Source organism: Alteromonas abrolhosensis (assembly GCF_001953635.1).
Lineage (GTDB): Bacteria > Pseudomonadota > Gammaproteobacteria > Enterobacterales > Alteromonadaceae > Alteromonas > Alteromonas abrolhosensis.
The window spans coordinates 63,992-79,606 of sequence record NZ_MEJH01000014.1 but is presented as its reverse complement, the minus strand read 5'-3'; the positions used below and the strand labels follow the sequence as shown (position 1 = coordinate 79,606).

The 15,615-nt window shown below is 44.7% G+C and carries 14 protein-coding genes; 4 read left to right on the top strand and 10 right to left on the bottom strand.

Annotated elements, in window-relative coordinates; all coding sequences use genetic code 11:
• Window positions 1-14: 14 nt before the first annotated feature.
• The 5 genes from BGK61_RS17055 to purM all read right to left on the bottom strand — a co-directional run bounded on the left by BGK61_RS17055 (window position 15) and on the right by purM (window position 5,969).
• Window positions 15-728, bottom strand: coding sequence for a CAP domain-containing protein (locus BGK61_RS17055; protein WP_076011963.1), 714 nt, complete (start codon window positions 726-728; stop codon window positions 15-17).
• Complete coding sequence (gene fadE, locus BGK61_RS17050) at window positions 712-3,174, bottom strand: acyl-CoA dehydrogenase FadE (RefSeq protein ID WP_014998529.1); 2,463 nt, start codon at window positions 3,172-3,174, stop codon at window positions 712-714. The genes BGK61_RS17055 and fadE overlap by 17 nt, the downstream gene beginning before the upstream one ends.
• A gap of 386 nt (window positions 3,175-3,560) precedes the next feature.
• Complete coding sequence (locus BGK61_RS17045) at window positions 3,561-4,322, bottom strand: DUF3108 domain-containing protein (RefSeq protein ID WP_234349485.1); 762 nt, start codon at window positions 4,320-4,322, stop codon at window positions 3,561-3,563.
• Window positions 4,282-4,932, bottom strand: a complete 651-nt coding sequence (gene purN, locus BGK61_RS17040; protein ID WP_076011961.1) for a phosphoribosylglycinamide formyltransferase — start codon at window positions 4,930-4,932, stop codon at window positions 4,282-4,284. The genes BGK61_RS17045 and purN overlap by 41 nt, the downstream gene beginning before the upstream one ends.
• Window positions 4,929-5,969, bottom strand: a complete 1,041-nt coding sequence (purM, locus tag BGK61_RS17035) for a phosphoribosylformylglycinamidine cyclo-ligase (RefSeq protein WP_014998526.1) — start codon at window positions 5,967-5,969, stop codon at window positions 4,929-4,931. The genes purN and purM overlap by 4 nt, the downstream gene beginning before the upstream one ends.
• A 305-nt stretch (window positions 5,970-6,274) precedes the next feature.
• Between purM and BGK61_RS17030 the strand changes: the two genes are divergently transcribed.
• Complete coding sequence (locus tag BGK61_RS17030) at window positions 6,275-7,678, top strand: DUF2066 domain-containing protein (protein WP_076011960.1); 1,404 nt, start codon at window positions 6,275-6,277, stop codon at window positions 7,676-7,678.
• A 6-nt stretch (window positions 7,679-7,684) separates the two neighbouring features.
• Window positions 7,685-8,422: a DnaA regulatory inactivator Hda gene (gene hda, locus BGK61_RS17025; protein ID WP_014998524.1), complete on the top strand. Its 738-nt coding sequence runs from the start codon at window positions 7,685-7,687 to the stop codon at window positions 8,420-8,422.
• A gap of 52 nt (window positions 8,423-8,474) precedes the next feature.
• Here hda and BGK61_RS17020 read toward each other — a convergent pair whose 3' ends face one another.
• From BGK61_RS17020 to arsC, 4 genes are all read right to left on the bottom strand, one after another.
• On the bottom strand, window positions 8,475-10,442 hold the full coding sequence (locus tag BGK61_RS17020) for a hypothetical protein (RefSeq protein WP_076011959.1): 1,968 nt from the start codon (window positions 10,440-10,442) through the stop codon (window positions 8,475-8,477).
• Between the two features lie 46 nt (window positions 10,443-10,488).
• Entirely contained in the window at window positions 10,489-10,908 is a 420-nt protein-coding gene (locus BGK61_RS17015) for a DUF2069 domain-containing protein (protein WP_014998522.1), read from the bottom strand.
• A gap of 76 nt (window positions 10,909-10,984) precedes the next feature.
• The gene (gene wrbA, locus BGK61_RS17010) at window positions 10,985-11,587 is read right to left on the bottom strand and encodes an NAD(P)H:quinone oxidoreductase (protein ID WP_076011958.1); all 603 of its coding nucleotides are present in this window, start codon (window positions 11,585-11,587) and stop codon (window positions 10,985-10,987) included.
• A complete protein-coding gene (gene arsC / locus BGK61_RS17005; RefSeq protein WP_076011957.1) occupies window positions 11,587-11,940 on the bottom strand; it encodes an arsenate reductase (glutaredoxin) in 354 nt (117 codons plus the stop codon). Before arsC ends, wrbA begins: the two co-directional genes overlap by 1 nt.
• A 214-nt stretch (window positions 11,941-12,154) precedes the next feature.
• Between arsC and BGK61_RS17000 the strand changes: the two genes are divergently transcribed.
• Window positions 12,155-12,667, top strand: a complete 513-nt coding sequence (locus BGK61_RS17000; protein WP_083648694.1) for a TlpA family protein disulfide reductase — start codon at window positions 12,155-12,157, stop codon at window positions 12,665-12,667.
• A gap of 17 nt (window positions 12,668-12,684) precedes the next feature.
• Here the strand turns inward: BGK61_RS17000 and bepA are convergent, their stop codons facing one another.
• Complete coding sequence (gene bepA / locus BGK61_RS16995; RefSeq protein ID WP_076026117.1) at window positions 12,685-14,148, bottom strand: beta-barrel assembly-enhancing protease; 1,464 nt, start codon at window positions 14,146-14,148, stop codon at window positions 12,685-12,687.
• Between the two features lie 345 nt (window positions 14,149-14,493).
• On the opposite strand from bepA, the gene BGK61_RS16990 reads away from it, so the two are divergent.
• Complete coding sequence (locus BGK61_RS16990; protein ID WP_014998517.1) at window positions 14,494-15,567, top strand: AI-2E family transporter; 1,074 nt, start codon at window positions 14,494-14,496, stop codon at window positions 15,565-15,567.
• The last annotated feature ends 48 nt before the right edge of the window (window positions 15,568-15,615 follow it).

The window sequence follows — 15,615 nt, the reverse complement described above, 5'->3', positions numbered from 1 at the left end:
ATAAAAAAACCGGATTATTTATCCGGTTTTTTTGTTTTCAGCGTAACCTCACCACTTTTGGTAACTATTCCTAAGCCTTTGTCAGGTACATGTTCAAACTTCTTTTTACCCTTTAAGAGTAGCGTAGTCGAAGATTGAGGCTGTGCATCAGAATCGGGTAAAGAGGAATCTGCTAATTTGGTTAGGTAAATCGCCCAGTATTCAACATGGGGTGTGGAGTAGTCTTTGTAGAACGCGATACCAATCTGGTCTTGCTCTTCATAGAAGGGTAGTTCAGCTAATAAGTGCTGTCGATGAGTCGTAGACCCTTTCAACGCGTACCATACGTCTTCCGCTGTAGTGTAACCGCCAGCCAAAGCCTCAACCTGGTTACTCATTGCGTCACCGTAGTAATCGGGGAGGGTTAACCCAGCATCGCGAATGCGGGTATTCGGGCTGCCGCCTAAGAAGTGCGAAACTAGGCCTCTTTCAGCCATGTCTTTGGTCTTTTCTTCCGCTAATTTAACCAGTATGGGGTTACACGTTAACACTTTGCGCTTTTGACCATTGTCGTTTGCAATCAAGAGTGATAGCGCTTTTGCTTGTTCGGTATTCCCGCATGCTGTTTGATTAGCCAAACTGACGCTAGAAAATGCGAAGGTAAATGACGTAAAAAGAATAAGTCTTTGACGAAAAAGGCCGCGAGAGCGGCCCTTTTGTTTGGGTATGAAATTAAGCAGCTTTGCCACCTCGTTTCTTTGCAGTGGTGTTGGAATTAACCTTCGCTACTAATTCTTCGTGATCGAAATCATCGACGTTGATAGTGCGAAGTCTTCCAGCTTCAGTCTTACGAAGTAGATTCGCTTCTTCTTCGTTAATAACTCCTTCTGCTAGCGCTTCGTCAGCAAGCACATCTAAACGGGTAAACGGTAGTTTAGCTTTTTTGTGCTTACAAATACGTTCGAAGATAGGCTCACTTGCTAGTACATCATCAAGAGTTTGCTCTAGGTCGCCAAACAAGCTACCTTCTTCGCGGGTAAGGTACTGACCGTAACCTAGACGGCTACGTGCAGTTGAAGGCGTTTGAAGCATTTGCGCAATCTCGTGTTCCGTTTTGTCAGAAGGTTTACCAACACGACGGCCAAACGGAATTACCATAACGCGCAGTGCTGCTGCAATGGCGCGGTTAGGGAAGTTTGCCAAGAAGTCATCAATTGCCGTTTCAATATCGTGCAATGTGGTCTGCATCGCCCAATGTAGAAGTGGGAGGTCTTCTTTCAAACGACCTTCTTCGTCGAAGCGCTTAAGGGTAGTACTACCCATATAAAGGCCACTTAAAATGTCACCTAAACGTGCTGATAAACGCTCACGACGCTTAAGATCGCCACCTAGTACACCCATAGACACATCGGTTAGTAGTGCTAAGTTTGCACTGTAACCTTGAAGCAACTTGTAGTAGCGCGCTGTTTCGTCAGTGAATGGGGCGCTGCTAAATGCGCCATTAGTTAGCGAGAACCAAATACTGCGAACGGTGTTGGCAATGGCAAAACCAATATGACCAAATACCGCTTTATCGAAAGCTTTCAGTGCTTCTTTCTTGTCTTCGATAGACGCAGCTTCAATTTCTTTAAGTACATACGGGTGACAACGCATTGCACCCTGACCAAATATCATCATGTTACGGGTAAGGATATTTGCGCCTTCAACCGTAATTGATACAGGAACGCCTTGGTAACCGCGACCCAGGTAGTTATTTGGCCCAAGCATAACGCCTTTACCACCGTGAACATCCATCGAGTCGTTGATGACCTGACGCATTTTTTCGGTTAAGTGGTACTTACAAATAGCAGAGATAACTGAAGGTTTCTCACCTAGGTCCACACCTACCGTTGAAAAGCGCGTTACGCCATCCATCAAATAAGCGTTACCACCAATGCGCGCCAGCATTTCTTCAACCCCTTCCATATGACCTACCGGCATACGGAACTGGCGACGGATACGTGCGTATGCACCTGTAGCAAGTGATACTGATTTTGCGCCACCAGCGGCAGATGAAGGAAGAGTAATACAGCGACCTACCGACAAACATTCAACCAGCATACGCCAGCCGCGTCCCGCCATCTTCGGGCCACCAATGATATAGTCGATAGGCACAAAGATATCTTCACCCTTAATAGGACCATTTTGGAACGGGGTATTAAGTGGGAAGTGACGACGACCAATTTCTAGGCCTTTCGTGTCGCGAGGAATAAGGGCACAAGTAATACCAGGCTCTTTGTTATCACCTAAAAGACCTTCAGGGTCTTGAAGTTTAAAAGCAAGGCCAATAACTGTAGCAACAGGCGCAAGAGTAATGTAGCGCTTGTTGAATGTTAAGCGCATACCCAGCACTTCTTCGCCGTTCCATTCGCCTTTGCATACAATACCTACATCAGGAATTGCACCAGCGTCTGAACCTGCTTCTGGGCCAGTTAACGCAAAACAAGGAATCTCTTCACCTTTGGCTAGGCGAGGCAAATAGTGGTCTTGCTGTTCTTTTGTACCATAGTGCTGAAGCAACTCGCCCGGACCTAAAGAGTTCGGTACACCTACGGTGCTTGATAATACCGCACTTACCCCAGCTAGTTTTTGCAAAACGCGAGACTGTGCGTATGCAGAGAACTCCAAACCGCCATATTCTTTCTTGATAATCATGGCGAAGAATTTGTGCTCTTTTAAGAACTGCCAAATCTCAGGAGGCAGGTCAGCGTCTTTATGGTTAATTTGCCATTCGTCGACCATTGAACAAACCTTGTCACAAGGTCCATCCAAGAATGCTTGCTCTTCAGCAGTCAGTCTACCTTTCGGGATGCGGTGCAATTTATCCCAGTCTGGCTTACCGCTGAAAATATCGCCGTCCCACCATACAGTACCCGCATCGATAGCTTCTTGCTCGGTACTCGACATTTCAGGCATAACTTTGCGGTAGAAGGCTAGCAGCTTCTTAGAGATGTGCTGTTGTCTGATATTCGCAAGTGTGAACGGCAGTGTTAAAGCAAGGAACACTACCCAACCAAGCAGGCCAATGTCACCGAAAAGGGTGCCCAAAATCATAACACCTGCGCCCATGGCAACCGCTGTTACCAAGCTGGTACGCTGATAACTAGCTACCGCTAGTGTCAGAACGACCAGTAAAAACCATATAAAATCTGCCATACTTCACTCCTGAAAGGCGTTAAACGTTACGCTTATCTTATTCCCAATCAAGTAGATTACTTTTAAAAAGCAAACACAAATCGAGGTCAGACCAGCATGCTGTAAACCTATTATTTAATAGGGCAAAGATCAAGATTTTTACATGAATATTCTATTAACAACGACATAAATAATAGGGCAGTGCACAATACACCCTATAAGTATAGTCGCTGCTTATAAATACGGATTTACAATGTGAATTCTTGCTGAAATTTTGCGTGGTGACATTGCGAAAAGGGAACATTGGTTGGGTATAAAAAAGCACGCCATATTTTGCATTATGACGTGCTCTGATAGTACTAGTGAATACGCAGTTAAACCGAGCGATGTGTGTTTGTTACAACACGCTACTGCATTTCAAAGGATTTGAGCTTAATGTCGCCCTGTTCATCGCCTTCTTTGAATTGCTGCAATCTCACTAACGTATAGTTCAACGATGGCGCAAACCAGGCAAATGTCTCACGCTTGTTCGAGTCGCGAATTAGCTTCACTTTTACGGTTTCAATTTTCCCGAAAGGCAAAGATAACACCTCTTCATCAACAACTTGCACGCCATAGTGACGGAGTTCGCCGCGGTAATTAACAAAGTTATAGTCTAACGATGTTTTACCTTGCGCCAGTTGCTTCGCCAAATCGATGCGATAAATCTGATTATCAAACTCACCGTTCCAGTCGAAGGTTTCTCCATTTTCGACCGAAATTTTACCTTGTCCTTGGTGACTAAAGGTGACTTTAAGCTCTTTATCTGGCCCTGTGCCTGAACGATTATAGTAATATTCAGACGGTACTACAGTGTTGTCATCCACAGTGAAAATAGAGTGCTCACTGCGCTTGTCAGACAAGAAAAACTTCGACACCTTTGATGTGTAAATTAGGGAGTACTGTTGGTCGCCTAATTTAGAAAGCTCAATGTTCGCTTCACCTACATCATCACCCCACTTATATGCGGTGTACGTTGCCTTGTAGGGTTGAAGCGGTAACTCTGCGCTTTCTGTATTCTTTGCGCTTGGGTTTGCTTGGGCGATCACTGAAAGCGAAGCCGCCATTAGTGTGCCTAAAGCAAGAGGCTTAATCGCTTGCATAACCAGATTCTGGTAATTCTTGCTCATCTAAAACTGCCTTATTGTTTCGCATCGATAATCGGCCAGCACTAAACCAAGATAGTACAAGCGGATAGATACGACGTTCTTGTTCTTGAACACGCTCAGCCAAGTCGCTCGCGGTGTCTTCTTCAAACACTGGTACGCGGCTTTGAATGATAACTGGACCGCCGTCGAGTTCCGGTGTAACAAAGTGCACGCTAACACCATGCTCTTCGTCTCCGTTGTCGATTGCGCGCTGGTGCGTATTCAAACCTTTATACTTTGGCAACAAAGATGGGTGAATGTTCACTAATTTTCCAGCAAAACTGTCAACAAATTCTGGTGTTAAGATTCGCATAAAGCCCGCGAGAACTACGCAGTCTGCGCCAAAAGCCTCAATTTGTGCTTTAAGCGCTTCATCATAAGACTCTCGTGTATCAAAGCTTGTATGGTCCAAGCAAACGGCTTCAATTCCAGCTTCTTTGGCACGTTCAAGGCCATAAGCATTAGGGCGGTTGCTAATTACACCACTAATTTGTGCGTTAAGGCGACCTGCTTTTATTTCATCGATAATGGCCTGTAAATTACTGCCGTTACCTGAAATAAGTACACATAGTTTGGTTACACTACTACTCACGCGTTAATCTCTACTTGCTCTTCGCCGTCTTTTGCCGCGATATCACCGATAACCCACGCGTTTTCGCCGTGCTGCTTAAGAATATTTAGCGCCTCGTCAGTGTCTTTTTCATCTACAACGATAACTAAGCCTACACCGCAGTTGAACGTGCGATACATTTCATGGCGAGTAACGTTACCGTTTTCTTGTAGCCATGAGAAAATTGCCGGCCATTCCCATGTGCTTTCATCAATAACCACTTTCGCGTCGTCAGGCAGTACACGAGGAATATTTTCCCAAAAACCACCGCCAGTAATGTGCGATATAGCACTGACTTGTACGTCTTCTAGCAATGCCAACACCGACTTAACATAAATGCGAGTAGGCTCAAGAAGTTGGTCGATAATGGGTTTCCCGTTAAGGTCTGCGTTTACATCCGCGCCACTAACTTCAATAATTTTTCTAACTAATGAGTAACCGTTTGAGTGAGGGCCCGACGAACCAAGTGCAATCAGTTTTTGACCAGGCTTTACGTTTGTACCGTCAATTACTTTATCCGCTTCAACAACACCTACGCAGAAGCCAGCAATATCGTAATCGCCATCGTGGTACATTCCTGGCATTTCGGCAGTCTCACCACCAATAAGCGCACAACCCGCTTGTTCACAACCTGCACCGATACCAGTTACAACTGACGCTGCTACGTCTACATCGAGCTTGCCTGTTGCGTAGTAGTCTAAGAAGAAAAGGGGCTCTGCACCTTGTACGATAAGGTCATTTACGCACATTGCTACTAAGTCGATACCAACACCGTCATGGCGGTTCGCATCCATAGCAACTCTTAGTTTTGTACCCACGCCGTCAGTACCTGAAACAAGTAGCGGCTTTTTGTATTTGGTAGGCAATTCGCAAAGTGCCCCAAAACCACCCAAGTTACCTTTTACTTCTGGTCTGTGGGTTTTTTTGGTAACAGATTTAATGCGTTCAACAAGTTGATTACCTGCATCGATATCTACGCCTGCATCTTTGTAACTTAAAGAGGTTTTATTTTCGCTCACGGTTGGGCCCTGAAACTAAGAGGTAGAAAACCGCGGATTCTACCAGCAAGTCGGCACAAGTCCAATTTGTGACGGCTATTTTATGCGCTTTTTGATCTTTTTTATTTTAAGGGTGAAATTAAACCCAATATAAAAGAGAATAGAAGGCTATCTTTTGGTGAACATCTTGCTTGATAAAATGTCTGGCTACAAAAAGTAGAGCGGGTAGCGCATGTTAAACACTCTTTCTGGGTTTTTATTTTAAATAGTGTTTAACGGACGATTCGGTAGGTAAGGAATTGATTTTAAGAGATTATGGAGTGTCAATGTTGACGGCAGTAAAGCGTAACACCAATGAGACAAGTAGAAAGAGAGCCCGTTTAAAATGCGTACTGGGTGCCTCTTTTATTGCATTGCTAAATTACACGGCGTTTACGCACGCCGCACAGCGCGTTGTTGTGAACGAAGCGCAAATTCAGGTTGAAGATCAGACTCAGCGAACTCAGCAAGCGGCCTTAAAAAAAGCCCTTCGACAGGTTTTTGTAAAAATGTCAGGGAGTACAAGCGTACTTGAAAATGCTGGTGTAAAAGCAGCATTAACATCTCCACAATCGCTTCTGCGGTCCTACCGCTTTTCATTTGATAAAGGCAGAACGTATTACGTTGCCGAATTCGATCAAGCCAAGCTAAATGAATTACTTCAGCGAGAGATGCTTCCACTGTGGGGAGACAGAAGACCTGAAACTATTGTGTGGCTTGCTCAGGAAGATGAAAACGAAACACGCGTTATCTTAGAAGAATCTCTTGATACCGACTTACAACATGCTCTTAAGCAGACAGCCAAGGAGCGAGGCGTCCCGCTTAGTCTGCCTTTAATGGACTTAACGGATAATGTAAATATTTCCACCTATGACGTATGGGGTCGGTTTGTTGAACCCTTACGCAAAGCATCTGTGCGTTATAGTGTCGACAATATCATTGGCGCGCGTGTTTACCGCAATGATCCAAGTGCGATCCCCGATTTACCAGAGAAGGTTGTGCCGTCTGGTACAGTTGAATCGCTAGATAGCGTGCTAAATGAAGAGGCTCAGTTTAGAGCTCAACCAGACGCCCAAAGTTTCGGTGACCAAAATCCAGATGCCCAGCCACAACATACAGAGGGCGCTATAACAGATTTAAATGATAGCGATGCTCAAGTGCAGTTAGGTGACAATGCTGGTTCGTCAGCGATGGGACAGGTAGAAGCAGAAAGCACAACATTACCTTTTACCATGAATGAGTTTGCCAACTATGCCAAACGTGCAGATGAGGGCGACTATGCATTAGATTGGGTGTTCATTGGAGGTGGAAAAGTTAGCTACGGCAGTATTTATGGCGATTCCCCTGAAGCCCTTGGCAACCAATTGGTGGATGCGTACTCTAATTATTTATCGTCGCTATACGCCATTGTGGGTATAGAGGCGTCAGAGCGTGAAGTCATAAAGGTTTCGATAGCGAATATCGGCTCTGTGAAGAGTTATGCCAGCGCTACCGAGTATTTAAATAGTTTGAGTGTGATCGAGAACGCAACTTTAGTGGAGCAATCTGGTACAGTGGCAACTTACTCCTTAACACTAATTGGTACTGTAGATGACCTACTCAACAGTATTAAACTAGAAAGCAAATTACGCCCCGTAACCGATGCGTACGGACAAACCGTGAAGGGACACAGTTTCTATTGGAGCAATTAATCTAGCATGCAGCTGCCTTTGCCTGTCACGCTACCTGTTGACGAAAATTTTGATAGTTTCGTTGGTACGGGTAACGAAGAAGTAGTTTCTGTTCTTGAGCAGATTGCGGATGCACTGCCACATTGGCGTGAGGCCCCGGAGTTGGGGCCTTTAGCTTCGCTACAGCTTCCTTTGCTAACCTTATTGGGCAGTACAGCTATCGGCAAAAGCCACTTATTGTTTGCCACTTGTCATCAACTAGCCGAAAAATCGGTTAGTCATCTTTATTTAAATCTTAATAATTACGAAGCGTGGTCGCTCGATATTTTCGAAGGCCTTGAGAATCTTTCGTTAATTGCATTAGACAACATTCACGCAATAGCCGGCGATTTACGTTGGGAAGAAGCGTTATTCGATTTGTTAAACCGAGTGATTGAGACTAAACAAACCATGGTGCTGTGTTCTAGTCACCTAGGCCCATCTAACCCGGCTTTCGTTTTACCTGACTTGCGTTCTCGCTTGGCGTGGGGGGTTATTTATCACGTTAATCAACTGGATGATAATGGTCGTGAAGAAGCTGTGCGCTTGCGTGCAGCAGAGCGTGGATTAAAGCTATCAAACCAAGCATTACAATTCCTTTTGCACCACAGTGAACGAGACTTAAAAAGCCTCATGTCCCTTTTAGCCCGACTAGACACACGCTCTCTCCAAGAGCAAAAACGATTATCGGTGGGCATGGTTAAGCGAGAGCTTAACCTAAATTAGCTAAAGCGAGAGCTCAACCAAAACTAGCTAAAGCGGGCGTTTGGCTAAACACCTAATGGTTTTCCCTTTTGCCGTGAGCTTTCGTGGCGGCTTCAAATTCTTCCATTAGCGTCAACAAGTTTTCACTCACAGATATCGCATTTGTTTCACTGCTTTGTACTGTGAATGTATCAGTTCCAACTTGCTCGTTCGGGTTCGTACTTGATGCAGAATCCCGCCATGTGATGTCGTTTGGAAGCAGGTAAGGGCTTGGAAGCGACGCTTGGATTGCTGGTACATCGAGCTCGGGTAAAATTCGACTTACCACGTAATCTACCCGCATAGTCACCTTGTCATCACTTACGCGGTTACGCTGAGCCCATGTTGGAATAAAACTTCCGTCCTCCAACGTTGCCCTCGTAAATACGCCAACATCGGCTTCGGCTTTAAGCCTGTATAGCATCATAAAGCGTTCAAATAACATGGCGAGATCTTCTCGTTCAGTAAAGTACGAATAAAAAGCTACTGCTCCGTCATCTTCAAACCAATTAGCTACCTGCAACGCGGTATAGCTGCGCTGAGCACTTGAAGCGGTTTCACCGCCGTACCTAACATCAGCTAAAGCATGTAGCTGAGAAGACGTAAGGGGGAGCGACGTCGTAAGACCCGTAGAAATAGGAGAGCTATCATCATAGGATGACAATGGGCTCGCGCTGTTACTCAATTGTTGCCATTCGGTGTAATCGAAAAAGTCATTGGCGTGGGCCAGCTCGTGATACAGCAAATAGCTCAGTGCGGCCTCGACATCGTCAACATCACGGGGTTGTCTATCTGCTACGTTCGATGTGCTAATGATAGGAAAGAAATAGGCGCCATTTTTCACATAGCGCCATGATGTTGTGAAATCAAGCTCGCTGCCAAAACCACTTCTATAGTCTGGGCGAGTATTTAAGGTATCTCGCTCTTGTGGTGTACGCCAAAAGTTGTTGGCATCTAAGTAAATAGCACCCGTAGCAACCCAGTAGAATGAAGGTCGGATATCGTAGGAAATGACAATCGCGTTAGTTGCGCGTAGCAGATTTAGCATGTCATCACGGGTTGCGGAAGTTTCCAAAAAAGCCTTAAACGTATCACCCATCCAAGGGTGAGAAACGTAAGTTCTATCTAGGATGTCGTCAATAGTAGGGCTTTCGGTGACTTGGCCAATGAGCGGAAGTCTTGAAAAAGTACAGCTGCTTGAGACTTGATTATTGTAGACACAATCAGTAAGCGCATCTGCATAAGGACTATCTGCTCTATACGGCTGCATGTGCGCGCTTACTGTTTCGGGAATACTTGTCTGGTCATCTACAAAAAAGCCGTTAGTGTTAATGTCGATATTTTTCACTAAAACTTGCGCGCTGTCGGATAATACCTCGCCGTTTGAAAGCGTAACGGTACTTTCAATCTTTATAATTGCGTCGCTATCAACCCTTGGCGCCTGGAAGTAAATTGAATGAGAATATTCGCCATCATCAAATGTGAAACTATTCACGGTAGGGCCGGATGTTTGACGCCAAGTAATATCATTGATGGTTAACCCCTGGGCGTTGACGGTGTCTACGCGAAGAGAAACTCTACCGCCTTCGGATGCTTCATGACCAAGCCTTAAGGCCGCTAACGGCTCCGCACTCTCATTTACTTCTAAGGTTACGGTGTCCGACAGGCGCGTACCATTTTCTAGGCTTACCTCTGCTGTGATTTCAAAACTGCCTGATGAAGGCACGTCAAAGCCAATAGCCTGCGTGTGAGCATTTAAAGGCTGTTGTGAGATACCTGAGACTTGCCATTCGATATCAGCAATAGGGTTACCATTAGGAGCGGTAACGACAAAATCGACAGCATCGCCAACAAAACCACTAGTTGAACCTGAGATAGTAATTGAGGGAGGCGTAGAAGGGTGGCTCGGGGCTGGGCTGTCACTAGAGCCTGAACCTCCACACGCTACGAGTAATACCAATGAAGCGAGTACTAACGAAAATTCAGGTAATTGGCGTGTCATATCAACCCCTCAGCACAATGTGCTTTCGCTGTGTATTACATAGTTACTACTGGCCCTGTTCGAAGCGTGCCTTTTCTTCTTGCATTTCATCTTTTAATTTTTTGAGACCCAAACCCAACTCGCGGCCTCGTTTCCGAGCAAATGCGCTACAGCCCACAAACATTCCAGTACATAAAATAATTTCTACCACTGCATACCAACGCTCATCGGGTACGGCGTACGCCACAGTACATCCGTGAATTAGGTAAAACAAAACGACAAAATTGGCCCATGCGTGCGTATATGGTTTGCCTTTTAATACGCCCCAATAAGGTAACAATAAGGGCAAAATATAAAACAAGGCAATAAACAATGGTGAGTAAGTATGTTCTTTAGTAAATGTAAATTGCCAAAGTGTTATCCATACGATTAACCCAGTGTGGCTGATAAGTGCGAGATAGCGATAAAAACGCGTATCTGGTGCCATGTTAATTCTCCGAATAAATCAGTTTTTTATAATGTTCTTTTTAAGGTCGATGTACCCATGCTTAGAATCACGGGTACTAAGCCTGGTCTGTTAGCTTTTTGGCAAACATTGCTAGCCGCTTGCCTTGTGCAATACACAGGGCTTTTTCATCTGCGCTTAGTTGCTCTGGTGCATTCAGACTGTGATGCGCAACGTGCGTTACACCGTAAGGGCTTCCGCCCATTGTTGTGTTGTGAAGTTCTGGCTCACTGTACGGCAGACCGCAAATAACCATGCCATGGTGAATAAGCGGCACCATCATTGAAAGCAGCGTGGATTCTTGTCCGCCATGCATAGAAGACGAAGATGTAAACACGCAAGCCGGTTTATCAATTAACGCACCTTTTAACCACTGGCTACTGGTGGAATCCAAAAAGTGCTTAACAGGCGCTGCCATATTTCCAAAACGGGTGGGACTACCTAACGCTAAAGCGCTACATTGCTCAAGTTCCTGAAGCGTAACTTCGGGAACGGCGCTAGATGCGTCTTTAGTTTCAGTATCACCTCGAGTATCGCTGATACTTTTTACTGTGCGTACTATCACAGGAACGTCTAATGACGATACTCCTTGAGCGATGGCATCCGCTAAACGCTTAGTGCTGCCATGGCGGCTGTAATAAAGTACAAGAACGGGTTGCACTATAAAATTTCCAAGACTGATTCTGGTGGGCGACCAATTCGCGCGTTTTCGCCTTTGATCACTATTGGACGCTCAATTAATTTTGGGGTTTGTGCCATGGCTTCAAAAAGCGCGTTGTCAGACACTGCACTGTCGCCTAAATTGGCGTCTTTGTACTCTGCCTCTTTAGTACGCATCATCTCTCTTACCGATCCAAGATTAAGTTTTTTAAATATCTCTTTTAACTCATTGGTGCTAAGAGGGTGTTTTAAATATTCAACGACAGTAGGCGCTACACCTTGTTCTTCAAGTAGCGCTAGGGTTTGTCTGCTCTTAGAACAACGTGGATTGTGAATAATAGTGGTGTCTGTCATAAAAGCCCCGTTTATATGATTATATCTTTTGGCGCGAACTATTGCGTTTTTGCCCTAGAATATCAAGCAGTTTACCGATAACGAGCGATATATTTGCAATATTCTTTTCTTTAGCGCGTTTGTCTCAATACGGAATGGGAAGTGCTGGAATTTATGTTAGTGCCTAAACAAAGAATCTGGCACTATGAAAAAAAAGAAGAAGTCAGAGGGTTACATGACGTTATCACCGCCACTAAGTATGCAAGGTAAAATGAAGTCATTATTCCTTGTCGTGCTGTTAATTATTGCTGCGTTAGCGGGGGCATTTACTTACCAAGGTCTTCAATATGATTTTGAAACCTTAGAAGGTGAGACCTACCGGTGGCAAGATCTTAACGGCCAGTGGATAGTGGTGAATTATTTCGCTCCCTGGTGTGCGCCATGCTTAAGGGAAATGCCCGAGTTGGCAGCATTTAACCACTCCTTGCCCGACAATACTCGTCTTTTTGCTATTAATTACGACCCGAAAACCAAGCCAGAACTCAAAGCAATGACAGAGAAGTTTGCTATTGCCGTGCCTGTTATTGTGAGTTCACCTGACACCAAACTGCCAATGACAAAACCACCGTATCTACCAGCTACATTTATAGTAGGGCCTGACGGAAAAATTAAAGATACGATTATGGGAGAGGTGACCGCGGTACACTTGCGTCAGCGCCTAACTGAGTTGAAAGGCGCTGACTTATAGCTGTTAAGTACGTTGGACTAAAGTCGCTGTAAACGTTCTTCTTGATCTCTGAATTGTTTTATTCTGGCTCTTATTCTTTGTTTCTCAAGATGGTCGTCACCTGCGAAGTTGTACGCATATTGAAGTTCATCAACCGCTCGATTATACGCGCCATAGAGGGCGTACACCTCAGCTTTACTCTGGTGCATTTGCGAAAACCGTTTCGACTTTTGATATGCTTCGGTCATTAACTGATGCGCTAGCTGGTAGTCCTTTTGAACCAAGAGAAAATCTTTCAATAGTGAGATGGCTTCTTCGTATTTTTGTGCACTGATATAAGCGTTGGCTTGGTTAAGCGCTAACACTTGGTTTCTTGGGTTATGCGTAACGTGAGGCTTTAGCATTTCTACTGCTTTTAGCGGCTCACCTTGAGAGATGTAGATATCGGTCATAGCATCGAGGTAAAAAAGATTCCCTCTATCGCCAGCTATTAACTGATCCATAATTTCTTTTGCTTTTTCAATTTTTTCTGCGCGCATATAAGCTAGCGCCAAACCATAAAGCGACGCTTCTTTGCTGCGCTGAACATCTTGAGCCACCGCCGCTTGAAAGTACTCGACGGCATAATCAGTCTTGAACGAGTAGCGCGCTTTTATGCGTGCTTTTGCCAACTCAAACTGCTTGTTAATTGGCAGATAGCGGCGGGGATAGTCACCAGCCCGGCTTCTTGCATCGGCAATACGTGTTTCGGTTAAAGGGTGAGTAAGCAGCCTTGCGGGTGGCCGAGAAACCATGCGGTATTCTTCTGCCATGGTAGAGAAGAAAGACGCAGCTGCATTTGGGTCAAACCCCGCCCGGGCAAGCATAGCAATACCAATTCTATCGGCTTCTTGTTCATTCGAACGGGTGTAGTCAATTTGAAGCTGCGCAGAGGCGGCGGTACCTGCCTGCATTGCTGCGATTCCTGCCTCGGGGTTTGCCATTGCAATTAATACACCACCAATGAGTGATGCTAAGGCTAGGGGAGATGAGCGCTGCTGCGCCTGCATACGTCTTGCTATGTGGCGCTGAGTAACGTGTGAAATTTCGTGAGCAAGTACCGAAGCCAATTCACTTTCATTTTCAGCACGGCGCATTAAACCTGTATGAACCCCAATGTGGCCACCAAAAAACGCAAATGCATTGATGGCATCGTTGTTTACCCAGAAAAACTCAAAAGGAAACTTGGCATTGTCTGCATGAACAACCAAGCGGTTGCCTATATCCTGTAAGTATTCATCTAGAACTGGGTCTGAAATTACAGGGCTTTGTCCGCGCATTTGACGCATGACGGCATCGCCTACAATCATTTCCTTATCAAGTGAGATGGCGTCCGACGCTACTACACCTATTTCAGGTAGCGCATTTTTATTGCTGTAATTGGCATCTTGTGCAACAGCCGTTAGGCTCGAAGTGAGCACGAAGGAAAGGGCAACCAAAGATGCTGAAAACTTTTTTCTCATGAACCTACAATCATTGTATACGGTTAATACTGCTTAACCCTTAGAGCGCTAAGTTGCTAAACAGTTTCAAATTTTATTTTTTTCTTATATGCATTAGTTGCGAACATGCAAACCGATTGTGCCTTGAGCTTCTTGCATATAATACGATTTTTTATCAATCATACGAATAAAATCATCCAGTTTATTCAATGACTATCGCAACACCCACTCTACACACTAATGCTTATACTGTAAAAACATCATACCAGTTTGATTTTGAAAGATTCTTAAGCGCTACTTATTGCTAATTGCTAGCGCTATCAACTATGATGCGTGTCCTATTCTTAGTAATTTCTAGGCGTTTATATGATTAGCGTTTTTGGTCGATGGTACCGACGCAAATTTTCCGATCCTGATGCAGCTATGCTGCTCATTTTAATTCTTTTAACTACAGCAGTCTTGCTGTTGTGGGGCGGGCTAATCATGCCTGTACTGGTTGCTGCAGTCATTGCTTATTTACTTGACTGGCCGGTATGTCGCTTGGTGAATATAGGGGTAAGCAGAACTCTGGCGTGTGGCGTGGTTATGCTTGGTTTTATTACCATAACAATCTTAACGCTAATTGGACTTGTCCCTATCATATCCAAACAAAGTGTAAACCTGATTCAGGAAACGCCGCTTATCTGGCAAAAAGCGCAAGAGTGGATATTAACGCTTCCCGACAAATACCCTGACTATGTCCAGGTTTATCAAATCCATCAAATGATGGAAGGTTTAAATGACAAGCTGGTTGAAGTGGGTGAGACCCTTATCTCTGCTTCGTTTAGTAATATTGCCAATTTAGCTGCGCTACTTGTTTATATGATCCTTGTGCCTCTTATGGTGTTTTTCATGCTAAAGGATAAACTGTTCTTTTTAGACAGTATCTCTCGCTTATTGCCTAAGGAACGACGCTTAATTACACAAGTTGGCCACGAGATGAATTCTCAAATTGCTAACTATATTCGCGGCAAAGTTATCGAGATAATCATAGTGGGCGCAGTAAGCTGCGTAACCTTTGTCTTAATGGACTTGCGTTATGCCATATTACTTGGCGTTTTGGTGGGCTTCTCTGTGCTTATTCCCTACATTGGCGCGGCAGTTGTAACTATTCCAGTGGCCGTTGTTGCTATGTTTCAGTGGGGGATTACACCTGAGTTTTGGTATTTAATGATTGCCTACGGGATTATTCAGGCATTAGACGGAAATCTACTGGTTCCATTGCTGTTTTCTGAAGCAGTAAGCCTGCACCCGCTTTACATCATTGTTGCTGTATTAGTATTTGGTGGGCTTTGGGGGTTTTGGGGCGTATTTTTTGCCATTCCTCTTGCTACCCTTGTAAAAGCAGTAATTACTGCGTGGTCGAGCAATCCAGTAGTAATACCGGAAGAGGCTAAATAGTCGTTTTCAGTGAAAAGAAACAACTATAAAGGTTTTATATCAATTTGG